This is a genomic window from Brevundimonas sp. (genome assembly GCF_041648615.1).
In the GTDB taxonomy this organism is placed as follows: Bacteria; Pseudomonadota; Alphaproteobacteria; order Caulobacterales; family Caulobacteraceae; genus Brevundimonas.
Genome location: NZ_JBAZOS010000003.1, coordinates 90,328 through 113,425 on the forward strand (window position 1 = coordinate 90,328; position 23,098 = coordinate 113,425).

Annotated in this window: 27 protein-coding genes and 2 tRNA genes; 12 read left to right on the forward strand and 17 right to left on the reverse strand. The window is 69.0% G+C overall.

Annotation, left to right across the window (positions count from 1 at the left end):
* Positions 1-29 precede the first annotated feature (29 nt).
* Entirely contained in the window at positions 30-290 is a 261-nt protein-coding gene (locus tag WC555_RS02650) for a hypothetical protein (RefSeq protein ID WP_373250910.1), read from the reverse strand.
* A gap of 144 nt (positions 291-434) precedes the next feature.
* Complete coding sequence (locus WC555_RS02655) at positions 435-1,517, reverse strand: CaiB/BaiF CoA transferase family protein (RefSeq protein ID WP_373250912.1); 1,083 nt, start codon at positions 1,515-1,517, stop codon at positions 435-437.
* 109 nt (positions 1,518-1,626) lie between these two features.
* On the opposite strand from WC555_RS02655, the gene WC555_RS02660 reads away from it, so the two are divergent.
* Positions 1,627-1,703, forward strand: a tRNA-Lys gene (locus tag WC555_RS02660).
* A gap of 263 nt (positions 1,704-1,966) precedes the next feature.
* Positions 1,967-2,521, forward strand: a complete 555-nt coding sequence (locus WC555_RS02665; protein ID WP_373250914.1) for a hypothetical protein — start codon at positions 1,967-1,969, stop codon at positions 2,519-2,521.
* Here the strand turns inward: WC555_RS02665 and tgt are convergent.
* Genes tgt through WC555_RS02685 form a run of 4 tightly spaced genes read right to left on the reverse strand, consistent with a single transcriptional unit; the run spans position 2,518 to position 5,633 of the window.
* On the reverse strand, positions 2,518-3,639 hold the full coding sequence (gene tgt, locus WC555_RS02670) for a tRNA guanosine(34) transglycosylase Tgt (RefSeq protein WP_373250916.1): 1,122 nt from the start codon (positions 3,637-3,639) through the stop codon (positions 2,518-2,520). The two genes, WC555_RS02665 and tgt, sit on opposite strands and share 4 nt — an antisense overlap.
* Positions 3,640-3,673: 34 nt before the next feature.
* Positions 3,674-4,072 (reverse strand): DUF1801 domain-containing protein, encoded by a 399-nt coding sequence (locus tag WC555_RS02675; protein WP_373250917.1) that lies wholly within the window; start codon positions 4,070-4,072, stop codon positions 3,674-3,676.
* 10 nt (positions 4,073-4,082) lie between these two features.
* A complete protein-coding gene (queA, locus tag WC555_RS02680; RefSeq protein WP_373250919.1) occupies positions 4,083-5,180 on the reverse strand; it encodes a tRNA preQ1(34) S-adenosylmethionine ribosyltransferase-isomerase QueA in 1,098 nt (365 codons plus the stop codon).
* 60 nt (positions 5,181-5,240) lie between these two features.
* Positions 5,241-5,633 (reverse strand): hypothetical protein, encoded by a 393-nt coding sequence (locus tag WC555_RS02685; RefSeq protein WP_373250920.1) that lies wholly within the window; start codon positions 5,631-5,633, stop codon positions 5,241-5,243.
* A 151-nt stretch (positions 5,634-5,784) separates the two neighbouring features.
* Between WC555_RS02685 and WC555_RS02690 the strand changes: the two genes are divergently transcribed.
* Together WC555_RS02690 and WC555_RS02695 are read left to right on the forward strand one after the other, a co-directional pair.
* Positions 5,785-7,458 (forward strand): lysine--tRNA ligase, encoded by a 1,674-nt coding sequence (locus WC555_RS02690; RefSeq protein ID WP_373251035.1) that lies wholly within the window; start codon positions 5,785-5,787, stop codon positions 7,456-7,458.
* Between the two features lie 124 nt (positions 7,459-7,582).
* Positions 7,583-8,059, forward strand: coding sequence for an SH3 domain-containing protein (locus WC555_RS02695; RefSeq protein WP_373250922.1), 477 nt, complete (start codon positions 7,583-7,585; stop codon positions 8,057-8,059).
* Positions 8,060-8,173: 114 nt separating this feature from the next.
* Here the strand turns inward: WC555_RS02695 and WC555_RS02700 are convergent, their stop codons facing one another.
* The 7 genes from WC555_RS02700 to WC555_RS02730 all read right to left on the reverse strand — a co-directional run bounded on the left by WC555_RS02700 (position 8,174) and on the right by WC555_RS02730 (position 11,555).
* Entirely contained in the window at positions 8,174-8,809 is a 636-nt protein-coding gene (locus WC555_RS02700) for a helix-turn-helix transcriptional regulator (protein ID WP_373250924.1), read from the reverse strand.
* A gap of 65 nt (positions 8,810-8,874) precedes the next feature.
* A complete protein-coding gene (locus tag WC555_RS02705; protein ID WP_373250926.1) occupies positions 8,875-9,303 on the reverse strand; it encodes a hypothetical protein in 429 nt (142 codons plus the stop codon).
* Between the two features lie 45 nt (positions 9,304-9,348).
* Positions 9,349-9,777 (reverse strand): hypothetical protein, encoded by a 429-nt coding sequence (locus tag WC555_RS02710; protein ID WP_373250928.1) that lies wholly within the window; start codon positions 9,775-9,777, stop codon positions 9,349-9,351.
* Between the two features lie 87 nt (positions 9,778-9,864).
* Positions 9,865-10,197 (reverse strand): hypothetical protein, encoded by a 333-nt coding sequence (locus WC555_RS02715; protein ID WP_373250930.1) that lies wholly within the window; start codon positions 10,195-10,197, stop codon positions 9,865-9,867.
* A 37-nt stretch (positions 10,198-10,234) separates the two neighbouring features.
* Positions 10,235-10,624, reverse strand: coding sequence for a hypothetical protein (locus WC555_RS02720; RefSeq protein WP_373250931.1), 390 nt, complete (start codon positions 10,622-10,624; stop codon positions 10,235-10,237).
* A gap of 59 nt (positions 10,625-10,683) precedes the next feature.
* Entirely contained in the window at positions 10,684-11,085 is a 402-nt protein-coding gene (locus WC555_RS02725) for a PaaI family thioesterase (RefSeq protein ID WP_373250933.1), read from the reverse strand.
* The gene (locus tag WC555_RS02730; protein WP_373250935.1) at positions 11,082-11,555 is read right to left on the reverse strand and encodes a PaaI family thioesterase; all 474 of its coding nucleotides are present in this window, start codon (positions 11,553-11,555) and stop codon (positions 11,082-11,084) included. Before WC555_RS02730 ends, WC555_RS02725 begins: the two co-directional genes overlap by 4 nt.
* An 83-nt stretch (positions 11,556-11,638) precedes the next feature.
* Here WC555_RS02730 and WC555_RS02735 point away from each other — a divergent pair, with 83 nt between their 5' ends.
* A complete protein-coding gene (locus tag WC555_RS02735; RefSeq protein WP_373251036.1) occupies positions 11,639-12,706 on the forward strand; it encodes a ligase-associated DNA damage response exonuclease in 1,068 nt (355 codons plus the stop codon).
* Here WC555_RS02735 and WC555_RS02740 read toward each other — a convergent pair.
* Positions 12,673-14,301, reverse strand: a complete 1,629-nt coding sequence (locus tag WC555_RS02740) for a response regulator (RefSeq protein WP_373250937.1) — start codon at positions 14,299-14,301, stop codon at positions 12,673-12,675. The two genes, WC555_RS02735 and WC555_RS02740, sit on opposite strands and share 34 nt — an antisense overlap.
* A gap of 192 nt (positions 14,302-14,493) precedes the next feature.
* On the opposite strand from WC555_RS02740, the gene queC reads away from it, so the two are divergent.
* Genes queC through WC555_RS02755 form a run of 3 tightly spaced genes read left to right on the forward strand, consistent with a single transcriptional unit; the run spans position 14,494 to position 16,207 of the window.
* Complete coding sequence (gene queC / locus WC555_RS02745; protein ID WP_373250938.1) at positions 14,494-15,210, forward strand: 7-cyano-7-deazaguanine synthase QueC; 717 nt, start codon at positions 14,494-14,496, stop codon at positions 15,208-15,210.
* A complete protein-coding gene (gene queE / locus WC555_RS02750) occupies positions 15,207-15,842 on the forward strand; it encodes a 7-carboxy-7-deazaguanine synthase (protein WP_373250940.1) in 636 nt (211 codons plus the stop codon). The genes queC and queE overlap by 4 nt, the downstream gene beginning before the upstream one ends.
* Positions 15,839-16,207 carry a 6-pyruvoyl tetrahydropterin synthase family protein gene (locus WC555_RS02755; RefSeq protein ID WP_373250942.1) on the forward strand — a complete coding sequence of 123 codons (369 nt, stop codon included), beginning with the start codon at positions 15,839-15,841 and terminating at the stop codon, positions 16,205-16,207. Before queE ends, WC555_RS02755 begins: the two co-directional genes overlap by 4 nt.
* A 1-nt stretch (position 16,208) precedes the next feature.
* Here the strand turns inward: WC555_RS02755 and WC555_RS02760 are convergent, their stop codons facing one another.
* The 3 genes from WC555_RS02760 to WC555_RS02770 all read right to left on the reverse strand — a co-directional run bounded on the left by WC555_RS02760 (position 16,209) and on the right by WC555_RS02770 (position 19,838).
* The gene (locus tag WC555_RS02760; protein WP_373250944.1) at positions 16,209-16,481 is read right to left on the reverse strand and encodes a hypothetical protein; all 273 of its coding nucleotides are present in this window, start codon (positions 16,479-16,481) and stop codon (positions 16,209-16,211) included.
* A 78-nt stretch (positions 16,482-16,559) separates the two neighbouring features.
* A tRNA-Val gene (locus tag WC555_RS02765) sits at positions 16,560-16,636 on the reverse strand.
* Positions 16,637-16,652: 16 nt separating this feature from the next.
* On the reverse strand, positions 16,653-19,838 hold the full coding sequence (locus tag WC555_RS02770; protein WP_373250945.1) for an autotransporter outer membrane beta-barrel domain-containing protein: 3,186 nt from the start codon (positions 19,836-19,838) through the stop codon (positions 16,653-16,655).
* A 199-nt stretch (positions 19,839-20,037) separates the two neighbouring features.
* Here WC555_RS02770 and WC555_RS02775 point away from each other — a divergent pair, with 199 nt between their 5' ends.
* The 4 genes from WC555_RS02775 (at position 20,038) to WC555_RS02790 (ending at position 23,074) form a co-directional block, all read left to right on the forward strand.
* Entirely contained in the window at positions 20,038-20,931 is an 894-nt protein-coding gene (locus WC555_RS02775; RefSeq protein ID WP_373250947.1) for an SPFH domain-containing protein, read from the forward strand.
* A gap of 3 nt (positions 20,932-20,934) precedes the next feature.
* Positions 20,935-21,117: a hypothetical protein gene (locus tag WC555_RS02780; protein WP_373250949.1), complete on the forward strand. Its 183-nt coding sequence runs from the start codon at positions 20,935-20,937 to the stop codon at positions 21,115-21,117.
* A gap of 133 nt (positions 21,118-21,250) precedes the next feature.
* Complete coding sequence (locus tag WC555_RS02785; protein WP_373251038.1) at positions 21,251-22,498, forward strand: glycosyltransferase; 1,248 nt, start codon at positions 21,251-21,253, stop codon at positions 22,496-22,498.
* Between the two features lie 60 nt (positions 22,499-22,558).
* The gene (locus WC555_RS02790; protein WP_373250951.1) at positions 22,559-23,074 is read left to right on the forward strand and encodes a histidine phosphatase family protein; all 516 of its coding nucleotides are present in this window, start codon (positions 22,559-22,561) and stop codon (positions 23,072-23,074) included.
* The last annotated feature ends 24 nt before the right edge of the window (positions 23,075-23,098 follow it).

Here is a 23,098-nt window from a genome sequence, read left to right on the forward strand (position 1 = left end):
CGGACATCCGCCGCCGCTCATCGGACAGATCAGTAGAAGAGGGTTTCGCTCTCGGGTTTGACCGACTCTGCTGAAGTCTGCTTCTCGGGCGGAAGCGTGGCCGTGTCCGCGGGGGGCGTGTCGATCGCGCCCTGGTCTGCGACGGGCGCGGCCACATCCTCGGCGGCAGGGGCCACCGGGACGTCCATCGCGACGTCGGCGGTTTCCGGCTCGTTCGAGACCTGGGGATCGTCGCAGGCGGCGGCGGTCAGGGCGCTGGTCAGGACCAGACAGGCGATCAGTCGTTTCATGGATGGCGTCTCCCCCGGATCGGCCTTCCAACGCGCGACCGGTTCGCCCGTTCCATAGCCTCGAAAGGGCCGATGGTCACCACGGCAGAGGCCGGAAGGGGCAAGATTTCGTCGCCGCACGCGGAGCAAGTCCCGGACAACGGCTCAATTCCAGCGGGCCAGGGCCTCGGCGACGGACAGGACCTTTCCTTCGGTCTCGGGCGGCGCGGCCGATCCCGAGAACCTCGGAGCCGGGGCGGGCTGAGGCGGACGGTCGGCTGTAAAGGTGCGTCGACCGGCGTTGTGCGGATGGAGCGGCGCCTCCGCAAGCGACAGCACCGGGGTGACGCAGGCGTCCGTCCCCTCGAATCGGGCCGCCCAGTCATCGCGGTCGCGGGTCGCGAAAATCGCCTCCAGCCGCGCGTGCAGCGCCGGCCAGTTGGCCATGTCGTACTGGGGGGCTTCGGCCTCGGGAAGGTCGAGCCCCGCGAGCAGGGCGGTGTAGAACTGAGGTTCCAGCGCCCCGACCGCGACGAAGCGGCCGTCACGGCATGTAAAACAGCGATAGAAGGGGGCGCCGCCGTCCAGCAGATTGGCTCCGCGCCGGTCGCTCCAGAGGCCGCGGCCCGCGAGCGCATGGAACAGGCTCATCAACAGGGCCGAGCCGTCCGTCATCGCCGCGTCCACCACCCGCCCGGCGCCGGTTCGTTGAGCCTCGACAAGACCGGCCAGCACGCCGGTGACCAGCATCATGGCCCCGCCCCCGTAGTCGCCGACCAGGTTCAGCGGCGGCCGGGGCGGACGATCGGGCTCTCCCATGGCGTGGAGCGCGCCGCTCAGGGCGATGTAGTTGATGTCATGCCCGACCTCGGCCGCCTTGGGCCCCGTCTGGCCCCAGCCGGTCACACGGCCGTAGACGAGGCGCGGATTTCGCGCCGCGCAGACGTCCGGCCCCAGGCCCAGTCGCTCCATGACCCCCGGCCGGAATCCCTCGATCAGCCCGTCCGCCGCGCCGATCAGATCAAGGACCCGCGTCCGGTCATCGGCGTCCTTCAGATTGACCGCGACGGACGATCGCCCGCGATGCAGGATCTCGCCGCCCACATCGGCGAAGACGGGCGCGCCGGCGCCGGCGCCGCGGGTCAGACGCAGCACATCGGCGCCGAGATCGGCCAGAACCATGCCGGCGAAGGTCACGGGACCCAGTCCGTCGAACTCAAGGATGCGCAGTCCGGACAGGGGTTTCATGCCGGATGACTAGCCCGACGCCCTCAATCCGTCGACCCGGCGCTTGACCCGGAAGCCGGATTGCAACAGAAGGCCCGTCGCCGGGCCGCAAGCGCGACCGGCGTGGTATGCGCCCTTAGCTCAGTTGGTTAGAGCATCTGACTTTTAATCAGAGGGTCCTCGGTTCGAGCCCGAGAGGGCGTACCACCCCTTTTCCGGAACATGGCGTCAGCGCCCGGGCGGCCCCGTCAGCGCGGCTTGGGCCGGCGGGAACGGCATTTCTTGCAGACCAGGCTTCCGGGCCTGGTGCGGCTGTATTTGAAATCGTGGTGGCAGCGCTGCTGCGCGAGCCATGTCTTGAGCCACTGGATCATGGCGCGACCCTAGCTGAATTGCGCCCCGCGTGAAGTGCGTGATCCCGCCTGCGTAAGGCCGCTTTCGCCGCGTCGCAGGGCGTGGTTGAAGGAGTCATGCGCCCGACCCTGGTCATTCTCGCGATCGCGATCCCTCTCGCCGGATGCCAGGCGGGCGGTTCGGCGATGGACGGCGCGCGGCAATTCGGAGCGGGCCTCGGCGCGGCGGCGACCGCGCCGCTGGATGATCTGAACCTTCGGCGGCGGCACATTCCGACCGTCCTGCTGCAGGCCGAAGCCAATCCCTACGACCTGCGAAACCTGAACCAGTGTTCGACCATCGGGGCCGAGATCGCGCGGCTGAACGAGGCGCTGGGGCCGGACACCGACGAGCCGCCCCCCGCAGACGGATCCTGGCTCAGCGAGCGGGCGGCCGATGCGGCCTCGGCGGCGGCCCTGGACGCGATCCGGGACGCCACGACGGACTTCATTCCCGGCCGCAGCTGGATCCGCCAGCTCTCAGGAGCCGAGCAGCACAGCCGCCACGTCCAGTCCGCGATCGAGGCCGGTCGGCTGCGTCGCGCCTTCCTGAAAGGGACGGGGATGCAACGCAATTGCGCGCCGCCGGCCGCCCCGGCCTGGTTCCGGCCGAGGGGCCGCAGCCAGCGCTAGCTCTTGTTGTTGGACGTGTGCCGGGCGTGGAAGTCGCGGCGGAAGGTCTCGAACCGGTTCTCGGCGATGGCCGCCCGCATGGCCGCCGTCAGGGCCTGGAAGAAGGCGATGTTGTGCCAGCTCAACAGAACCTTGCCGAGAATCTCGTCAGCCCGGATCAGGTGGTGCAGATAAGCCTTTGAATATTGGGACGAGGCCGGGCAGGCGAGGGTGGGGTCCAGCGGGTCCTGATCCTCGGCGAAGCGGGCGTTCCGGAGGTTGATCGGCCCTTCCCAGGTCCAGGCCTGGCCGTGGCGCCCGGCGCGGGTGGGCAGGACGCAGTCGAACATGTCGACGCCGCGCCACACCGCCTCGACCAGATCGACCGGCTTGCCGACTCCCATCAGATAGCGGGGCCGGTCGGCGGGCAGCATGTCGGGGGCGTAGTCCAGCACCTCGCACATGGCCTGATGGCCTTCGCCGACGGCCAGGCCGCCGATGGCGTAGCCGTCGAAGCCTGTCTCGATCAGCCGGTCCGAGGACTCGCGGCGCAGGTTCTCGAAGGTCGAGCCCTGCTGGATGCCGAACAGGGCCTGGGTCTCGCGGGTCCCGAAGGCGGCCTTCGAGCGCGCGCCCCAACGGGCCGACAGCTCCATGGCGGCGCGCGCGGCGGGTTCCTCGGCGGGCCATGAGACGCACTGGTCCAGCTGCATGGAGATGTCGGCGCCGATGCGGTCGGCCTGGATCTCGATCGACCGTTCGGGGCTGAGCACGTGTTTCGAGCCGTCGATATGGCTGGCGAAGGTGACGGCGTCCTCCTTCACCTTCGAAATGCCCGCCAGCGACATGACCTGGAAACCGCCGCTGTCCGTGAGGATCGGCTTGTTCCAGCCCATGAATTTGTGCAGGCCGCCCAGCCGCTCCATCCGCTCGGGACCGGGACGCAGCATCAGGTGGTAGGTGTTGCCCAGGATGATGTCGGCCCCGGTCTGGGCGACCTGATCGACCGTCATGGCCTTGACCGTGGCGGCGGTGCCGACGGGCATGAAGGCGGGCGTGCGGATGTCGCCGCGCGGCGTTCTCAGCACCCCGGTGCGGGCGCGGCCTTCGGTGGCGGAGATATCAAACGGGAAGGGCAAGGGAGCCTCGCGGGGGGTTGCGAACCGGCAAGGCTCAGTGGGAGGAGGAGAGGCGCGAGAGGATATCCCCATAGGCCGCCGATATGAGGGCCTCCAGGGCCGCGTTGTCGACCGGGCGGCCCCAGCGCACCTTCACGTGCCGCATCCGCTTGCCCGAGCCTTCGAGCAGACCGGCCGGGTCGGCCAGGGCCGCGCCGTGGAAGAAGCCGATGTTCGCATGGCCCTTGAAGGCGCCGACGTAGGCGAAGGCGGCGTCGCCGACGCAGGCCGTGGGGTAGCCGTCGTGCATGACTTCGCGCACGTCCGGTCCGCATGCCCGCATCAGAGCGAACCACGGCTCCGCCAGACGCCGAATCTCATCGCCCGACGTGAACCAGGCGTCGACAGCGGGATCTCGCCGGACCGTGGCGTTGAGCCGAAAGATCTGTGTCATCGCCCCGAACCTACCGGACTGCGGCGGCGCGGAACAGCAGGGACCCGTCGCCGTAGGAATAGAAGCGATAGCCGTCGGCGATGGCGTGGGCATAGGCCGCCTTCATCGTCTCCAGCCCGGCGAAGGCCGAGACCAGCATGAACAGGGTCGACTTCGGCAGGTGGAAATTGGTCATCAGCACATCGGCGGCGCGGAAGCGGTAGCCGGGGGTGATGAAGATGGCCGTATCCCCGTGGAAGGGCCGCACCTCGCCGTCTTCGGTCGTGGCGCTCTCCAGTAGGCGCAGGCTGGTGGTGCCGACGCAGACGATGCGGCCGCCGGCGGCGTGGACGGCGTTCAGGGCGTCGGCGGTTTCGGCGGAGACCTCGCCCCATTCGCTGTGCATCTTGTGGTTGGCGGTGTCGTCGGCCTTGACCGGCAGGAAGGTGCCGGCCCCGACGTGCAGGGTCACGGCATGGGTCGAGACGCCCCTGGCCCGGATCGCCTCCATGAGAGCCGGGGTGAAGTGCAGGCCCGCCGTCGGCGCGGCGACCGAGCCGTCCCATTTCGCGAACAGGGTCTGGTAGTCCGACCGGTCCCGGTCGTCCTCGGGCCGCTTGGCGGCGATATAGGGGGGCAGGGGCATGACCCCCACGTCGCGGATGGCCTCGTCCAGCATCGGCCCGGCGAAGTCGAAGCGCAGCGTCACGAGGCCGTCCTCGCCCTTGTCGACCACGGTGGCGTCGAGGCGGCCGAGCAGGCAGGCGCCGTCCGCGTCGGCGCCGAAGCGAATGCGGTCCCCCGCCTTGATGCGCTTGCCCGGCTTCATGAAGGCGGACCAGACGCCGGGCGCATCACGATGATGCAGGGTGGCCTCGACGGCGACGGTCAGGGTCTCGCCTTCCGGCCCGACCCGCTCGCGCACGCCGGACAGCCGGGCCGGGATCACCCGCGTGTCGTTGAACACCAGGGCGTCGCCGGGCCTCAGGAAGTCCGGCAGGTCGCGGATGATCCGGTCTTCGAGATCGCCGCCGCGCACCACCAGCAGGCGCGCGGAATCGCGCGGCTCGGCGGGGCGGAGCGCGATGCGGTCATCGGGCAGGTGGAAGTCGAAATCGGCGGTCTTCATCAGGCGGGGCAAAGGCCATGACCCGGGTGCGCGGTCAAGGGAGGCGCGGGCGCGCCCGCCTCAGGGCGTGACCAGGGCGTCCGCCCGCTCGTCGAGAAGGGCGTGGGCGGCTTCGACCGTCAGTGCGGCGACATGGGTGCGTCGGCGGAAATGCAGATCCATGACGCGCCCCCAGGGGGTGAAATAGCGGTCGCCGGTGATGATCACGGTATAGCTTTCCCGGGCCGGATCAGGGGCGTGACGGGCGTAGAGGCCGGCGATGCGGGCAACGCCCTCGACCCCGATGTCATCGACACGGGCGTGGTCATCGATGATCCAGTCCCATTCGCTCGACGGCGGATGCCGGTCGAGGGCCTCCTCAATCGCGCGTTCAAACTCGGGGGGGCGCACCCCGACCTCGACGGTCACCAGCACGCGTTTCCTCTCGAGGTCGCATTCAATCATCACCGGCATGCCAACCTCTTCGCCTCCGCGCCGGCCGACAGCGTCCTGCGGGCGCAGCAGGCCTCGATTCGTCGATCGTGGCATCCCCTCGAGGCCCACGCCCCCGCGCCCGACCCATCGTGCGTTGACCCACCGCCCCATCCGCGCCAAACCCAAGCCCATGCTGCAGAACCTCGAAACCCTCGCCCGAGAGGCCAAGTCCTGGCCGTTCGAACAGGCCCGCAATCTTCTGGCCCATGTGCTGAAGAAGCGGCTGGACGACGCCGAGCGGACCGCGGCCAAGCTGCTGATCGACGCCGGCAAGGCGGACGAGGCGCTGGCCACCTTCGAGGCGCTGCAGAAGCCGGTCATTTTCGAGACCGGATACGGCCCGTCCGGCCTGCCGCATATGGGCACCTTCGGCGAGGTGGCGCGCACGACGATGGTGCGCAACGCCTTCCGGGCGCTGACCGGCGACCACTGGCCGACGCGGCTGATCGCCTTCTCGGACGACATGGACGGGCTGCGCAAGGTTCCCGAGGGCATCCCCAACCCGGAGATGCTGGCCGAGGACCTGCACAAGCCGCTGACCGTGGTGCGCGACCCGTTCGGCACGCATGACAGCTTCGGGGCGCACAATAACGCCCGCCTGCGCGCCTTCCTCGACGGCTTCGGCTTCGACTATGAATTCCTGTCGTCCACCGAGCAGTACAAATCCGGCCGCTTCGACGCGACCCTGCTGACCCTGCTGGGGCGGTTCGACGCGGTGCAGGCGATCATGCTGCCGACCCTGGGCGAGGAACGGCGGGCGACCTATTCGCCCTTCCTGCCGGTCAGCCCCGTCACCGGCCATGTGCTGCAGGTCCCGACCCTGGAGCGGGATGTCGAGAAGGGGACCATCGTCTTCGACGATCCCGCGGGCGGGCGCACCGAGGTTCCCGTCACCGGCGGCCATGTGAAGCTGCAATGGAAGCCCGACTGGGCCATGCGCTGGACCGCCCTGGACGTCGATTACGAGATGTCGGGCAAGGATCTGATCGAGAGCGTGCGCGAGAGCTCCAGGGTCTGCCGCGCCCTCGGGGGCGTCCCGCCGGAGGGCTTCAACTACGAGCTCTTCCTCGACGTCGAGGGCAAGAAGATCTCCAAGTCCAAGGGCAACGGCCTGACCATGGAGCAGTGGCTGCGCTACGGCACGCCCGAATCGCTGAGCTGGTACATGTTCCAGTCGCCGAAATCGGCCAAGAGCCTGCATTTCAACGTCATCCCGCGGGCCATCGACGACTGGATGGCGGCCGTCGAGGCGTGGAAGACCCAGGAACCGGCCAAGCGGATCGACAACGCCGTCTGGTCCATCCACTCGGGCCAGCCGCCCGAGCACACCTCGCCGGTGTCGTTCGCCCTGCTGCTGAACCTGGTCGGCGTGGCCAATGCTTCCAGCAAGGACCAGCTTTGGGCCTATTTCGCCAAATACCTGCCCGAGGCGACGCCGCGGACCGAGCCGCTGCTGGACCAGCTGATGGAGCGGGCGCTGAACTACTACGAGGACTTCGTGAAGCCGACGAAGTCGTATCGCCTGCCCGACGACAGGGAGAAGGCGGCGTTGCTGGACCTGGCAGCGCGGCTCAAGGCCCTGCCGTCGGACGCCACGGACGGCGAGCTGATCCAGGGCGAGGTCTACGCCGTCGGCAAGGAGCACGCCTTCGAACCCCTGCGCGGCTGGTTCGGGGCGCTGTACGAGGTGCTGCTGGGCGCCTCGCAAGGGCCGCGGTTCGGCTCGTTCGCCGCCATCTACGGATTGCCGCAGACCATCCAGCTGATCGAGGCGGGCGCCGAGGGCGAACTCGCCGAGGCGTGACAATCCAGGCGCGGTCCGTGCGGTAACGGACATGAACCGAATATAACGGCGAGGCTCCGGGAGCCTTCATCCGGCGTGGCGCATTGTGCCTGTCATCGACCAACCTCGATGAATTGGAGAGCCCATGTCGAAATTCATGAACACCACCCTGGCCACCGCCGCCGCCCTGGCGGCCCTGGTGACCGCGGTCCCGACCGCCTCGATGGCCCAGCAGGCCAACGGCGTCACCAACTGCGACGCGCCCGGCGGCCGTCAACGCGCCGGCGCCCTGATCGGCGCCGTGGTCGGCGGCCTCGCCGGCAGCCGGATTTCGTCCAATGAGCGCACGCTCGGCGCCGTGGCCGGCGCGGGCGCCGGCGCCGCCGCCGGTTCCTACATCGGCTGCAACCAGCAGCGCGCCCGGGCCGACGCCTCGGCCAGCAGCGGCGCGCAATATCGCGCCACCTCGAACCTGCGCATCCGCTCGGGCCCCGGCACCAACTACCGTCAGGCCGGTTCGCTGCGCGCCGGCCAGCCCTTCGCGGTGATCGGCTCGCAGGGCGAGTGGGTCCAGATCGCCGGCGGCGGCTGGGTGAACGCCAACTACGTCACCGCCAACTAGGGCGACGCCGTTCGAAAGTCAGAAGGCCGCTCCGCAAGGGGCGGCCTTTTTCTTTTGGGGCGCTACCGCCTTCGGCTGCCTGAGCGCGGGATTGGCGCTGCCGCCTGACGGCCGCTACTGGCTGACCCACAGCACCCGGCCCATCCAGACGATATCGCGGCGGGGCAGGGTTCGGGCCTCATAGGCCGGGTTGATCGAGGCGAGGGTCACGGATCGCGCCGTGATCGCGGCCAGCTCCTTGGCCAGGGTTTCGCCGGACCGGGTGCGGACCACGACGCGGTCGCCCTTGCGCACCCGGGTCGCATCACGGTCGACCAGCACGCGGTCGCCCTCGCGATACAGCGGAACCATGGAATCGCCGTCGATACGGAGGCTGAACAGGGTGTCTTTCGCCCGGGGCAGCTCGGTCTGTTCCCAGCCGTCGCCGGCGGGCAGGCCGGCGTCATCGAAAAAGCCGTCCTCTCCCGCCCGGGCCATGCCCAGCATGGGGGCGGTCGACGGCCGGTCCGGCGCATCCAGCGCCAGGGCCGCGAAATCGCCCAGCGACAGGCCGGTCGCCTGCAGGATGCGCGTCAGGCTCTCGGTCGAGGGCCAGCGGGGGCGGGGCGGATCTCCGGCGCCGAAGCGTTTCGAGGGATTGAAGCTGGTCGCGTCCAGGCCCGCCCGGCGCGCCAGTCCGGACGCGCTGAGGCCCTCACGGCGGGCCAGGCCGTCGATCGCCTTCCAGAGCTGGGCATGGGACAGGGGCATGGCGCCTCGCCGGGCCGGACGGCCGATTCGGACGCAGATTACAGGCCGGAGTTAGGAATATCCACCTATTCCAGACCGAGTGCGCGCCGGTCCCGCCAGGACCGGAAGGTTCCTGCGGCGATGGCCAGCAGGATGCCGTAGCTGGCCAGATTGATGACGGCGTAGAAGGCCGCCACGGGGGGGCGAAGGTCTGTGAGCGTCAGGACGTGGCTCATGACGATCAGGGCCTGCAAGGCGATGGCCCAGACCGGCCATGACCGCCGGCTCTTCCAGGCGAGGGCCGCATAGACTCCCAGCATGACCGTGTCGACGGCCATCAAGCCCCACTGCGCGCCGGACAGCCGGCTGTCTTCCTGCAACAGCAGCGAGGCGAGCAGGCCCAGGGCATAGGCGCCGGCGCCGACGCGCTCAGGCTCATCGCCCTTGAGGAAGGCGAAGGCGACGACCAGGACCGTGATCGCCGTCCCGATCTGGGAGTAGGGGGTGTCGAACAATCAGATCGTCCTTCACTGACGGGGCCGGATCGGGCGGGCGGACGCCTATATCTGTTCCAGCGCGCGGCGTTCCTGCCAAGCCCAGAAGGTGCCCACGGCCATGGCGATCAGCACACCGTAGTTGGCCATGTTGTTGACGGCTGCGAACGCGTCGGAGGGGGGGCGCAGGTTAAGCGCCACGAGGATTCCGCCCGTGACGATCATGGCCTGAAAGGCCGACGCCCAAAACAGCCAGGTCCGGCGAGTATGCCAGCCGAGGCCGAGAAAAACCGCGAGCATGACGATATCCATCCCCATCACGCCCCATCGGGGGAGGCTCAGGCTGCCGCCGTCCTTGATCATCGTGGCGGCGAGGAAGACCATTGCATAGGCCGCGCCGCCCATCCGCTCCGGTTCATCGCCCTTCCAGAACACAAAGGTGAGGACGAGGACGGCTGCAGCCAGCCCGATCTGAGAGTAGATGGTCTCAAACACAGAATCGCCCCCATGCGCCATGCATGGGGGCGACAATGCCTCAAGTCAGCGCCCGCTGAAATGACCGCTGGCGGACATTACTCCGAATTAAACCGCGCGGAGACGGTGTTCGCCGGTCGTGGGCACGGTTTGACCCTTGTCGTCGAAGTGGGCGAAGACGCCCCAACCCATGCGCCGATGATCCTTGGCCAGCTCTTCATGGCAGGCGACCATGGCCTGACGCGCGGCGCCCAGGGCGGCGATGGCTTCCAGAGCCTTGGCTTGCGATTCGGCGCCGATCACCGGCGAGATGCCGAGCGCGGCGCGGCCGCCGATCAACGATTGAACAAGCGTCGTGGCGTTCGCGATGGCGGCGTCGACCGACTGCTCGGTCGCGTTCAGGTCGCCGGCGACGCTGGCGATAACCTCGGTCTTGGTCACGGAAATAGCTCCCAAATATAAACTGGTGAACGAGATGTTAACATGAATCCGTGATGCTGGGTAGGGTTTTGTTCACCATGTCCGGGCCCACGCCCTGACCGTCCCCGCCGCCGCCGCCGATCGGGGGCGTGTCGCCGGGCTTGTCGACCGGCCCGACGGCGAGCGTGTCCAGCCCCAGCTTGCGCGCGAGGGCGGCGAGGGCGGCATGGGTCTGACCCATCCGGGATCGGGCGGCGGACAGGGCGCTGATGGCCCCCGCGGCGCCGTCAAAGGCGCGCTGGCCCGTGACGGCGGAAAGATAGGCCTCGGCCCGGGCGGTCGGCAGCAGCGCCGCCAGGGTGGCGGTTTCCGCGAGGGCGAGGTCGATGGCGGTCTCGGCCGCATAGAGCCGGGCGGCGACGGTTTCGCCGATGGATTGTCTGGACATGATCTTCCTCCGGTGACCAGGCGTCACCCGAGGAGCCGAGCATGGGCGCTACTAGAACGCTACTCCAGGTCGTCTACCGCAAGTAGGAAGTGTGCGGTCAGGGCGGCGATCGGCTGGGCGCGGTCGTCCTGCCAGGCCTCGGCGAGGACATGGGCGACGCGGCGGCCGGCCCGGCTGATCCGGGCGCTGGCGTGCACGTCCACCGGCCGACCCGAGCGCAGATAGGCCACGCTGACGTTGATCGGGCGGGGCAGACGCAGGCGGGGATACAGGGCGGCGACCTGGGCCACGGCGGTCAGCTCCAGCAGGGCCGCGGTGGCGCCGCCGTGCAGCGCGGGCAGGATCGGGTTGCCGATCAGCCGGTCGGCGAACGGCATGGTGACGACCAGCTCTTCACCGTGGCCTTCCGTGACCAGGCCGAGGAACCGGGCGTAGGGCAGGCGGTCCAGGAGATCGCTCATCGCGCCGTCTCCTTCGGAGTGCGGAGATTGACCCCGGCGCCCCGGCCTTCGCCCGAGCCCAGCATATAGGCGCTCTGGACCGCCGCGACGGGATCCTCGGCGCTGTCCTCGAAGGCCCATGCGCGGACGAAGGCGACCGACCGGGTCAGGCGGTAGCAGCGCGCCTCGGCGATCAGATCCCGGCGGGTCGCGGCGGCGCGCATATAGTCGACCCGCAAGTCCAGGGTGGCGATGCTCTCGAACCGGCCCAGGGCGACCCAGGTCGCCAGCCCCCCGACATGATCCAGCAGTGTGGTGACCAGGCCGCCCGACAACACGCCGGTCTCGGGATCGCCGACCAGGTCCTCCCGCCACGGCACGCGGATGCGGACGCGGTCGCCATCGACGCCGTCATAGACGAAGCCGAGGGCGTGGGTGTGGGCGGCGCCGCCGGCCAGCTGGGGCAGGATGTCGAGGATCGAGGACGTCATGATCCGCTTCTGGGTCGGGCAGGAAATGAGCGCAAGTCCGTCGAGTGCGTTGTCAGATGCGCCATGACCGCCATATGCCCCTCATGATCCGCTTCGAACACCTGCTGCGGCCAACGCCCGCGGGCCTGTATTGCCCGCCCGGCGACTTTTACGTCGATCCGGTCCAGCCGGTGGATCGCGCCGTGATCACGCATGGCCACGCCGATCATGCGCGCTCGGGACACGGAACGGTGCTGGCGACGCCGCAGACATTGGCGATCATGTCCGAACGCTATGGCGAGGCCTTCGCCACGCACCGGCAGGGCGTGGCCTATGGCGAGACCGTCTCGCACAATGGCGTCGAGGTCGGCATGGCGCCGGCGGGACATGTGCTCGGGTCCGCCCAGGCGGTCATCCGCTGGAAGGGGATCACCATGGTCGTCTCCGGCGACTACAAGCGCCGTCGCGACCCGACCTGCGCGGCGTTCGAACCTGTGCCGTGCCATGTCTTCATATCGGAAGCCACCTTCGGCCTGCCGGTCTTCACCCATCCCCCGGACAGTGAGGAGATCGGCCGCCTGATCCAGTCGCTGCGCCAATTTCCCGAGCGGGCGCACCTGGTCGGCGCCTATGCCCTGGGCAAGGCGCAGCGGGTCATCCGGCTCTTGCGGGAGGCGGGCTGGGACCGGCCCATCCATGTGCATGGCGCGCTTGAGCGACTGAACCGCCTGTATGAACGCGAGGGCGTCGATCTGGGGCCGATCCTGCCCGCCACGGGATTGAAGCCCAACGCCCTGGGCGGCGAGGTGGTGATCGCGCCGCCGTCGGCGACCCAGGATCGTTGGGCTCGCCGGTTCGCCGATCCGGTGCTGGCCTTCGCCTCAGGCTGGATGCTGGTCAAGGCCCGCGCGCGCCAGCGGGGGGTCGAACTGCCGCTGGTGCTGTCGGATCACGCCGACTGGCCCGAACTGATCGCCACCTTCACGGAGCTGAAGCCCGAGGAGGCGTGGATCACCCATGGGCGTGAAGAGGGCCTGTTGCGCTGGTGCGAGCTGAACGGCCAGAAGGCGAGGGCGCTGCGTCTGGTCGGCTATGAGGAAGAGGACGACGAGGCCGGCCCGACGGACGTCGCCGACGGTCAGGCGACCGAACGGGCCGCGACGGCGGTATAGGCGTCGGCTCTTGCATCGACGGCCTGTTCGAGGGCCAGGTTCATGGCCATGCGCAGCCGTTCCGGCTTGATCGGCTTCTCGACGACCGAGGCCATGCCGATTTCCACATATCTGCGCGCGTCGTCCGGATCGGCGTTGGCGGTCAGGGCCACGATCGGCAGGGAGCCGGCCGGGCCGCCGAGCGCGCGGATGGCCAGGGTCGCCTGGACGCCGTCCATGCGGGGCATCTTGATGTCCATCAGCACCAGATCGAAGCGCCGCTCCTGGACGGCTTCCAGCGCCTCCAGCCCATCCTCGGCGGTCTCCGAGGTGCAGCCGAACATTTCGCACAGGGCCTGGGCGACGACGCGGTTGGTGGCGTTATCGTCCACGATCAGCACGTGGGGGTTGGTCAGCAGCTGGCCGTCGCCGATGTTTTCGACGTTCGACTGGACCGTCGCGGCGACCTCGGTGCGCTGGACATCCAGATCGAAGGCGAAGGTCGCGCCGCGACCGGGGTTGTTCTCGGCCCAGATCCGGCCGTTCATCCGTTCGACGATCTGGCGGCAGATGGCCAGGCCCAGACCGGCGCCGTCGGGCCCGGAGCCATGCACGAACGGGTCGAAGATCTCGTCCACCCGGTCGGGATCCACGCCCGGGCCGTCGTCGCGAACCCGCGCCTCCAGCCGGACCTGATCGCCGACGGCCACGGCCTTGAGGCCGGCTTCGACGATACCGTTTCGGGCGAATTTCAGCGCGTTGCCGATCAGGTTGTTGAACAGCTGTTTGACGCGCATCCCGTCGACGACGGCCGCCAGTTCGGTGTCGCCCTCATAGCTGACCATCAGGGTGACGTTGTCCTGGGACGCGCGGGGCGCCCAGAGCGCCTGGATGTCGTCCATCAGGGCCCGCAGGGGCGTCGGTTCCGGATGCAGCTCCAGCTCCCCGGCCTCGGCCCGCGACAGGTCGAGGGCGTCCTGCAGGATGCGGAGCAGGGTTTCAGAGGAGTCCACGATGGTGGTGACATGGGCCTGCGCCTGGGCGGGCAGCGACTGGCGGCGCAACAGTTCAGCCACGGCCAGGACGCCGTTCATCGGCGTCCGCAACTCGTGGCTCATGATGGCGAGGAACTGGCTCTTGGCGCGAGCCGAGGCGAGGGCCTGGTTGCGGGTGTCGCTGAGGGCCCGGGTCTGCTCGGCCAGTTCCTCGTTCTGACGCCGCTGCCGGTCGTTGACGGCCTGCAGCAGGGACACCGCGGTGCCGACGCCGTGATACCGGCCCTGACGGGTCACAATGAAGCCGCGCATCAGGGCGGCGGGTCCGCTTTTCAGAAGGATGTCGCAGAAGGTGTCGATATTGACGCCGGCTTCGACGACCGCGGGTTCGGAGTCCATCACGTGCAGAACCGGCCGTCCGGCGTAGAGCGCATGGCCGAATGGCGCGGCGATCTTGAGCAGGAAGGCGTTGCGCTCGATCAGGCCGACCGGCCGGTCGTTCTCGACGACGGCGATCACCAGCGTATCCGGTTCGCTCTCGAAACGGGCGAAGACAGCGGTGCTCAGCGTCTGGGGCGACACGGCCTCGGCGCGTTCGGTCAAGACTTCAATGGTCGGCATATCCGGCCATAACTCCACTGCCACCGGTAGACATTGGCTGAGAAGCCTTTGCAGAAGGGTTAAGGCCGAACATCGCCGTTTTTGCGCCGCCTTTGATCTCCCCCCGGTGCTGGTGTAGAAGGCCCGCCCGCCATCCGGGCGGCCCATCCCCTTGTTTATGCGCGCGGCCGACCGGCCGACCGCAGGTTTGTCATGAGCGATTCCGGCCCCGTCAGTGAAAAATCGGCCCTCGTCCTGTTCTCGGGCGGGCAGGACAGCGCCACCTGCCTGGCCTGGGCGCTGGAGCGGTTCGCGCGCGTCGAGACCGTGGGCTTCGACTATGGCCAGCGCCATGCCGTGGAGATGGAGGCGCGCCTGAAGGTGCGCGAGGGCATGCTGGCGGTCCTTCCGCAGTGGGCGGGCCGCCTGGGACCGGACCATGTCGTCGATCTGACGGGCTATGGCCGGATCTCGGAGAGCGCCCTGACGACCGACCGTGCGATCGAGATGGATGCCCGGGGCCTGCCAACCACCTTCGTGCCCGGACGAAACCTGGTGTTTCTGACCTGCGCCGCCGCCCTGGCGGACCGGCGGGGGCTGGACGTGCTGGTCGGCGGCATGTGCGAGACGGACTTCTCGGGCTATCCCGACTGCCGCCGCGACACCATCGACGCCATGGCCGCGGCGCTGAGCCTCGGACTGGACCGGCCGGTCGTGATCGAGACGCCGCTGATGGCGCTGACCAAGGCGCAGACCTGGGCGCTGGCTGACCGTATCGGCGGCGCGGCGCTGGTCGAGCTGATCGTGGAGGCCTCGCACACCTGCTATCGCGGCGACCGCGAACATCGCCACGCCTGGGGTTACGGCTGCGGCGACTGCCCGGCCTGCGAGCTGCGGGCGGCGGGCCACGCGGAATGGGCGGCCGCATGACCTATTCCGCCAAGGAGGTCTTCCTGACCGTGCAGGGCGAGGGCGGGCAGGCCGGGAGAGCGGCCGTCTTCCTGCGCTTCGCCGGCTGCAATCTGTGGAGCGGACTCGAGCGCGACCGGGCGACGGCGGTCTGCACCTTCTGCGACACGGACTTCGTGGGCGTGGACGGCGACGGCGGCGGCAAGTTCGCCACGGCCGACGCCCTGGCCGATCATGTCCAGTCGATGTGGCGGGGCAGGGCGGGGGACCCCAGGCTGGTCGTCTGCACCGGCGGCGAACCCCTGTTACAGCTCGATGCCGCCCTGATTGACGCCCTGCACGCCCGCGGTTTCGAGATCGCCATCGAGTCCAACGGCGCCCTGGCGGCGCCGGCCGGGATCGACTGGATCTGCATCAGTCCCAAGGCGGATGCGCCCGTGATCCAGACGTCCGGTCAGGAGCTCAAGCTGGTCTTCCCGCAGCCCCTGGCCATGCCGGACCGGTTCGAGCATCTGCCGTTCGAACGCTTCTGGCTGCAGCCCATGGACGGGCCCGACCAGGCGGCCAATACGGCGGCGGCCATCGACTATTGCCTGACCCACCCCAGATGGCGGCTCAGCGTCCAGACTCACAAATACATCGGCGTAAGATGAGCGTTTTCGAGATCACCAAGGCGGCCACCTTCGACGCCGCCCACCACTTTCCGCACGAGCCGGAGGGGAGCATCTACCGCCGCATCCACGGCCATTCCTTCATGGTCGAGGCCACCGTTCGCTCGGAGGTGCTGGACGCCGATCATGGCTGGGTCGCCGACCTCGGCGCGCTGGACCGCGCCCTCAAGGCGGCGGCCGCGGAACTGGACCACGGCATGCTGAACGAGAAGCCGGGACTGGAGCTGCCCAGTCTGGAGAACCTGTGCCTGTGGTTCGCCCGTCGTCTCCAGCCCGAGTGGCCGGGGCTGTGCCGCATCCAGGTGGCGCGGCCGACCATTCACGAACGCTGCGTTCTGACCCTCTAGGTCAGCAGTCGCGGCCCTGGCGCTGTCGTTGTTCGCAGCGGCGCTGCTCGCGTTCATGATCCCGCTGCTCGCGCTCGCGTCTGGCTTTTGTCTCCTGGTCGGAGGTCGTGACCGCGTCGACGCCCGCGCCGACCACGGCGCCGGTGACCTGGGCCGCGCCGCCGACGACCGCCCCGGCCGTGCCGACGACGGCTCCGACGAGACAGCCCTGCAGCATCAGGCCTGCGGCGAGAACGCCTGACAATGCGGCGAGACGGGCGGGGGACATGGACATGGCGACTCTCTCCTGACTGGCAGGCTTAGCCGCCAAGGGTGAACGCATCCTGACCCGACCCCGGTGAGGGGCTGGGGATGGTGGGCGGCGAGGGGTTCGAACCCCCGACCCCCTCGGTGTAAACGAGGTGCTCTGACCAGCTGAGCTAGCCGCCCGATCCTCCTTGCCGGCCTAGAACCGGAAGCTGGCCCGCAGGAACAGCATGTAGCGGACATAGTCCTCGATCATCTCGGCGTCGGCGTTGATGGACAGCATGCCCAGTTCGTTGCCGATGTTCAGCCGCAGGCCGACGATCGGTCCGCCGCCTTCGATCGACCCGCCATCCAGGGTGAAGTCCGGGCCGCCCGAGCGGAAGCGGGCGATGGTCTCGCCCGGATCGACCGAGATGTTCTGGCGCCAGCCGACCCGCAGTTCGGGGCGCAACCAGCTGTTCTCGCCCATGCCCATGCCGATGTTGACCGCCGCGGTGGCCGAGAACATGTGGCCCTCGCGATCGTCGATCTCGAGATCGAAGCCGTCGCCGCCGCCTTCTTCGACGTGGCCGTCCTCGCTGAGCGAGAAGTATTCCGCATAGACCTCGGGCCGGATGCTGAAGCGTCCGAACGAGCGCTCGTAGGAGGCGCCGCCGGCCGCGGCCAGGGTGAAGCCGTTCCAGTCCGATTCGTTGGACAGGTTGAGGCCCGCGCCGACAAAGCGGCGCTCGGAGTTGAAGCTGGCGTAACCCGCGGCGGCGCGGGCCCAGGTCGTCCAGTACTGACCCTGGGCCCGCCAGTAGAGGCCCAGCTCAAGCAGGTTGGCCGACAGGACTTCTTCCGCTTCGGCTTCGGGGTCCGCGAGGTCGGACGAGGTGAAGGCGGCGGTGATGCCGACATTGCCCAGGCCGCTTCCGCGCTCGATCCCGCCCGCGACGCCGAAGCCTTCCGAGCGGAAGCCGTAGGTGTCGGTCTTGTCCTTGTCGGCGTAGAAATTGATCTCCTGCACCCAGGCGCTGGTTTCGCCCGGCGCGGCCGAGGCGTTGCGGCCCGTCAGGGCCCGCGTCACGGCGTCGACGCCCGAAGCCAGGGACAGCAGCGGGCCCCCCGAATGCTCGGGCAGCAGCTGTTCGTACAGGTTGATGAAGTCGTCCCGGCCGGTCTGGGCCAGGAAGGCGTTGCGGATGTTCAGCGCGTCCGGGTCGCCGATCGAGGTGTAGAAGGCGTCGTAGAAGGCGGCTTCCGAGGCGATCAGGTCGGCCTCGGCGGCCGTCCGCTGCCGGACATCCACGAACACCTCGCCCGCCGGCACATCGGCGCCGGCCTCGACGACATAGAGATAGGGCGAGTTCTCTTCGATCGAATCCAGGTCGACCGCGCCGAAATTCAGCGTCGTCGCGTCAATCAGCGTGAACCGGTCCGGCGCGGTCAGAAGGGAGGCGAAGCGAACGCCGAGGCCCGAGCCGGCGGCCAGGGTGGCCGTCCCGGAGACGTTGAATCCGCCCGAGGCGCTGTTCGCCGGATCCAGCGTCACGATCAGGTCGCCGTCGGCCCCGACGTTCAGGCTGGTGACGTCCATCCGGGTCGTCTGACGCGCGTCGAGCGTGCCGTTGGCCACATTGATGGTCAGGTCGCCGCCGGTGTCGGACAGGGCGCCGCGCACCACGCCGCCGCCCGAGATCGCCAGGCTGTCCGCCCCCGCGCCGAAGGCGATGTCGCCCAGCACCACGCCGTTGCGGATATCCACGGTGTCGGCGCCCGAGCCCAGCCTGATCGCGCCCGCGATGATCGGTTCGTTGCCGTCCGGCACGCCGTCGCCGTCCGTGTCAGGATTCGCCGTGGTGGGGTCGGCCGCGACTCCCGTCTGGATCAGGGTCACGCCGGTCGTGTTGGCGCTGACGTCGATGGCGGTCGTCGTACCCGTTACCGGATCGCCGTCCTCGTTCGGATTGAGCGTCGCCTGGATCGACCGGGTGTTGGTGATGGTGGAGAGCGTGCCGCTGAGATCGAGAATGCCCGTCACGGTCGCGGCCCCGCCGCCCGCCGAGCCCAGGATCGAGCCGTTGTTGGTGAGGCTGGCGACCGACGCGCCCGCGTCGATCCGGATCGCGGTCGCCGAAGAGGACGTCAGTTCGCTGGAGACGGCGCCGGTCACGGCGCCGGAGTTGAAGATCTGGGCGGCGGTCGTGCCCGCGCCGAACCGCACCGCTGTCGCCTGCCCGTCCACGGCAAGGGCTGCGATTGTGCCCTCGTTCCGGAAACCGCCCGAGACCGCGACCGTCTGGCCGGCATTGCCGCCGAATACGATCGCGTTGGCGTCGATCCCGCTATAGACCCCCTGGCCGCTGATCGTGCCGCGGTTGATGAAGCCGAAGGCGTTGTCGCCGGCGCCGACGGCCCCGAGCGAGATGGATCGGGTCGCGGAGCCGATCACGACCGCCGGGGCCGAGCCGAAGCTGGAGATCTGGCCCGTGGGTTCCGCGGAGTCCGTAATTCCGTCGGCGTCTTCGTCAGCGTTGGCCGTATCGGCATCGGTGGGCGGACGATCGACGAGCACGCCGCCCGCCACATTGGCGGCGATGATGACCGTCGCCCCGCCCTGCACCTTGTCTTCAGCTTCGAGCCCGGCTTCGAATGCGTCGGTCCCGAGCGACGTATAGCGGTATCCCGAGGCGCTCAGGTCGCCCTGAAGCGACAGCCGCCCGCTCACATCGCCGCCGATCGACACCGCCGAGGCGTTGACGCCGCGCGCGCTGATGTTGCCCAGCAGCGTCACCGCGCCGTTGACGGCGCCCTGGGTGCGAACCGCGACCGAGTTGTCGCCATACACCCGGATGGTGCCCTGGCTCTGGAACGTGCCGTTCAGGCCGGATTCGATCGAGATGCCGTAAGAATTGTTTCCGTCCACGCTGACAACCGCGGTCGTGCCCAGGATCAGATCGCCCGTGACCGCCGCGCCCGGTGCATAGCGTACGCCATATCGACCCGTTCCCGTCGCCCAGGGACCGTCGAGGTCGCCGTCGCTGTCCGTGTCGGGATAGCTATCGATCGAGTCGGCGACGGCGATGGAGCCGTTGATCGTCACATTGGACGTGACGCCCGGATTGACCAGCACGCCGGTCGCGCCGTCGGCGGCCACGCTCATGTTGATGCCGCCGCCCGAATCCAGGGTGAAGTTTTCACTGACGTCGATGGTCACCGCTCCACCTGACGCCACATTGACGGCGCCGCCGCTGGCGATGCGGATGTCATCGGGACCCGTGCCGGTCGCGTTGGACGTGGCGATGGGCGTCGTGCGGGGACTCGAAATCACCACCTCGGCCATGGCGCCGGAAGCGGCCATCAGGGGAGCGATCGCAACCGCGGTCGCGAGTAGAATACGCATTCGGTAGAAACCCCTGTGGACGAGACGCCAGAGACGCGGGCGATCCTCTAACAGGGACCAAGCCAGCCTGCCTCAAGTTTCTCGAATTTGAGGCGAATGCAAGGCCGAAGCCGGACCGGGGAGCCGCAGTTCAAGCGGGGCTGTTGCGTTTTTCGACATCAAAGTGATATCATATGAATATTGCTTCAGGGAGGGACCGATGACCGAAACCACACATTCCAGATCCGCCGAACGCCCCGCCGCCGCCGCCAATGGCGTCGTGATGCTGCTGGCGGGATTGGCCCTGCTGATCCTCGGGCCGGTCGGCATCGCCCTCGATCTGGACGCGGCCTGGCGGGTCGCCGCCGGCATCGCCGCCGCGGTGACGGGCCTGCTGTTGATCTGCGGTCTTTATTCGCTGCAGCCGAACGAGGGCATGGCGATCCTCCTGTTCGGCGACTATCGCGGCACGGACCGGAAGACGGGCCTGCGCTGGGTCCTGCCCTGGTACAGCCGCAAGAAGGTCAGTCTGCGCGTCCGCAACCTGACCTCCGACAAGCTGAAGGTGAACGACAGGCGCGGCAGCCCGATCGAGATCGCCGCCAACGTCGTGTGGCGCGTCCAGGATTCGGCCCAGGCCCTGTTCGACGTCGACGACTATCAGGCCTTCGTGAACATCCAGGTCGACACGGCCCTGCGCGACATCGCCTCGCACTACGCCTACGACCACGGCGAGGAAGGGTCCGAGACGGAGATGACCCTGCGCGCCGACGCCGAGGACGTCGCCGCCCGGCTGCGCGATGAACTGGTCGGCCGGGTCAGCGTCGCCGGCGTCGCGGTGGACGAGGCCCGCCTGGCGCACCTGGCCTATGCGCCCGAGATCGCCGGAGCCATGCTGCGCCGCCAGCAGGCCGAGGCCATCCTGTCGGCGCGTCGCCTGATCGTCCGCGGCGCCGTCGGCATGGTCGAGAACGCCCTGGCCGACCTCAATGAACGCGGCGTCGTCGATCTGGACGAGGACCGCAAGGCCGCCATGGTGTCCAACCTGCTGGTGGTCCTGTGCGCCGACCGGGAGGCCCAGCCGGTCGTCAATGCCGGCACCCTGTACGGCTGAGGCATGGCGCGTCCGAAGAAGCCCTTTCTGATGCGCGCCTCTCCGGGGGTGATGGCGGCGGTCGAGCGATTGGCCGCCGCCGAGCTGCGCTCGGTCAACGCCCAGGTGGAAACCCTGCTGCGGGAGGCGCTGCATCGGCGCGGAGTGACGCCTGCCGAAGACCCTCCGCAAGCGGACGACGCTTGAGCTTGGCTGCGAGCGGCGCTAGGGGCCGCTGATGGTCAAGTCGCATATGTCGAAGGTCCGCAAGGCCCGCCGCATCCAGAAGCGGGTCGCGCGCGTTGGCGCATCCGGCGTCAACGAAGCCCAGCGTGAATTGATGAGCCTGGCCGGCCTCGAAGTGCAGGAAGGCGAACTGCGCCTGATTCCCGGCTGGGACGAGGAGGTTTCCGAGACCCTCAAGGCCACCAAGGCGGCGGGCGAAGACGGCCGGCCGCGGCTGGTCGACACGACCATGCTGTACGCGCCGCGCTCGGGCGGGGTGAAACGTTATCTGCTGTCCAAGAAGGCCTGGCTGGAGGCGAACCGTCCGGGCGTCGCCCATTCGCTGGTCGTGCCGGGGGCGCATCACAAGGCGGGCGACGACGGCATCGTTCAGCTGCACGCCACCAAGCTGCCGTTCGGCGACGGCTACCGCTGGCCGACCTCGGTGCGCCGCTGGGGCGCCTGGGTGGCGTCGCTGAACCCGTCCATCATCGAGGCCGGCGATCCGTACACGCCCGGGCAGGGGGCGCTGGAGGCGGGTCAGCGCGCCGGCTGCCCGGTCGTCGGCTTCTGCCACTCCGATCCCGCAGGCCTCGCCGCCCTCCACTTCGGCGAATGGGCCAAGAAGCCGGTCGAGAAGCGCTGGGCCCGGCTGTTCGGCCAGTTCGACAAGGTCATCTCGCCCAGCCGCTTCATCGCCCGTCGGCTGGAGGAGGCCGGCGTCGGCAATATCATCATCCGGCCCCTGGGCGTGGAGATCGACACCTTCCGTCCCGACCGCCGCGACCGCGACTGGCTGCTGAAGAAGCTGGGCCTGCCGGCGTCCGCGCGCCTGCTCTGCTTCGCCGGGCGCCCGGCGCGCGAGAAGAACATCGACGTGTTGATCGAAGCCGTGCAGCGGCTCGGCGCCCCCTACCATCTGATCCTCGTCGGAGCCGGTCAGGGCATGCCGGCGGAAGACCGCGTCATCTCCCTGCCGTATGAGGCCAATCCCAAGGCCGTGGCCCGGATCATCGCCTCCTGCGACGCCTTCGTGCACGCCAACGACAAGGAGCCGTTCGGCCTGATCGTTCTGGAGGCCATGGCCTGCGGCCGTCCGGTCGTCGGGGTCAACGCCGGCGGGGTCAAGGAAACGGTCGACGACACGGTCGGTCAGCTGGCGAAGAGCGCGGACCCCGTCCAGTACGCCGCGGCGATCGAGGCCCTGTTCGCTCGCGATATCGAGGCCATCGGCGCCGCCGCCCGCGCGCGGACGGTCGAACGGTTCGCCTGGAACCGCGTCTTCGAAGACCTGAGCTCGGTCTACGCCGAGGTCAGCGGCGAGCCCGCCTTCGCCCGGCCGGGCGAGTGGAAGGTGCACTGAGGCCTCTCGACAGGCGTTCCGCGCGCGGTCAGTTTCGAACGAAATCGAGGATCCGGGATCATGAAACGCCTCCTGCTCGCCGCCGCCCTGTCGCTGCTGACCGCCACTTCGGCCATGGCGCAGACGGTGTATCTGGTCCGTCACGCCGAAAAGGCCGACGCCAGCGCCGATCCCTTGCTGTCGGAGGCGGGACAGGCCCGCGCCGCCGCCCTTTCGGCCGCCCTGGCCGAGGCTCACCCCGGCCATATTTTCACCAGCACCCTGCAGCGCACGCGTCTGACGGCCGCGCCGACGGCGGAATTCCATTCCGCGACGGTCGAACCCATCGGCTTTGAGGGCGGGGCGACGGCCCATGTGGCGGCCATCGCCGGGCGGGTTCGCGCCCTTCCGGACGACGCCGTGGTTCTGATCGTCGGCCACAGCAACACCGTGCCGCTGATCGCGCGAGCGCTGGGCTACGCCGAGGCGGCCGATATGCCGGAATGCGAGTACGACCGGATGACGGTGCTGCATCTGATGGAGGGCGGCGCCCGCGCTCAGGTCAGCCGCTACGGGGCGCCGACCAACTGCCCATGAGGGCGGAGACGGCTGCGCGGCTAT

Coding starts and splice junctions, on each gene's coding strand:
- WC555_RS02650 (WP_373250910.1), bottom strand. CDS start 290: ATGAAACGACTGATCGCCTGTCTGGTCCTGACCAGCGCCCTGACCGCC.
- WC555_RS02655 (WP_373250912.1), bottom strand. CDS start 1,517: ATGAAACCCCTGTCCGGACTGCGCATCCTTGAGTTCGACGGACTGGGT.
- WC555_RS02665 (WP_373250914.1), top strand. CDS start 1,967: ATGCGCCCGACCCTGGTCATTCTCGCGATCGCGATCCCTCTCGCCGGA.
- WC555_RS02675 (WP_373250917.1), bottom strand. CDS start 4,072: ATGACACAGATCTTTCGGCTCAACGCCACGGTCCGGCGAGATCCCGCT.
- queA (WP_373250919.1), bottom strand. CDS start 5,180: ATGAAGACCGCCGATTTCGACTTCCACCTGCCCGATGACCGCATCGCG.
- WC555_RS02685 (WP_373250920.1), bottom strand. CDS start 5,633: ATGCCGGTGATGATTGAATGCGACCTCGAGAGGAAACGCGTGCTGGTG.
- WC555_RS02690 (WP_373251035.1), top strand. CDS start 5,785: ATGCTGCAGAACCTCGAAACCCTCGCCCGAGAGGCCAAGTCCTGGCCG.
- WC555_RS02695 (WP_373250922.1), top strand. CDS start 7,583: ATGTCGAAATTCATGAACACCACCCTGGCCACCGCCGCCGCCCTGGCG.
- WC555_RS02700 (WP_373250924.1), bottom strand. CDS start 8,809: ATGCCCCTGTCCCATGCCCAGCTCTGGAAGGCGATCGACGGCCTGGCC.
- WC555_RS02720 (WP_373250931.1), bottom strand. CDS start 10,624: ATGTCCAGACAATCCATCGGCGAAACCGTCGCCGCCCGGCTCTATGCG.
- WC555_RS02725 (WP_373250933.1), bottom strand. CDS start 11,085: ATGAGCGATCTCCTGGACCGCCTGCCCTACGCCCGGTTCCTCGGCCTG.
- WC555_RS02730 (WP_373250935.1), bottom strand. CDS start 11,555: ATGACGTCCTCGATCCTCGACATCCTGCCCCAGCTGGCCGGCGGCGCC.
- WC555_RS02735 (WP_373251036.1), top strand. CDS start 11,639: ATGATCCGCTTCGAACACCTGCTGCGGCCAACGCCCGCGGGCCTGTAT.
- WC555_RS02740 (WP_373250937.1), bottom strand. CDS start 14,301: ATGCCGACCATTGAAGTCTTGACCGAACGCGCCGAGGCCGTGTCGCCC.
- queC (WP_373250938.1), top strand. CDS start 14,494: ATGAGCGATTCCGGCCCCGTCAGTGAAAAATCGGCCCTCGTCCTGTTC.
- queE (WP_373250940.1), top strand. CDS start 15,207: ATGACCTATTCCGCCAAGGAGGTCTTCCTGACCGTGCAGGGCGAGGGC.
- WC555_RS02755 (WP_373250942.1), top strand. CDS start 15,839: ATGAGCGTTTTCGAGATCACCAAGGCGGCCACCTTCGACGCCGCCCAC.
- WC555_RS02760 (WP_373250944.1), bottom strand. CDS start 16,481: ATGTCCATGTCCCCCGCCCGTCTCGCCGCATTGTCAGGCGTTCTCGCC.
- WC555_RS02770 (WP_373250945.1), bottom strand. CDS start 19,838: ATGCGTATTCTACTCGCGACCGCGGTTGCGATCGCTCCCCTGATGGCC.
- WC555_RS02775 (WP_373250947.1), top strand. CDS start 20,038: ATGACCGAAACCACACATTCCAGATCCGCCGAACGCCCCGCCGCCGCC.
- WC555_RS02780 (WP_373250949.1), top strand. CDS start 20,935: ATGGCGCGTCCGAAGAAGCCCTTTCTGATGCGCGCCTCTCCGGGGGTG.
- WC555_RS02785 (WP_373251038.1), top strand. CDS start 21,251: ATGAGCCTGGCCGGCCTCGAAGTGCAGGAAGGCGAACTGCGCCTGATT.
- WC555_RS02790 (WP_373250951.1), top strand. CDS start 22,559: ATGAAACGCCTCCTGCTCGCCGCCGCCCTGTCGCTGCTGACCGCCACT.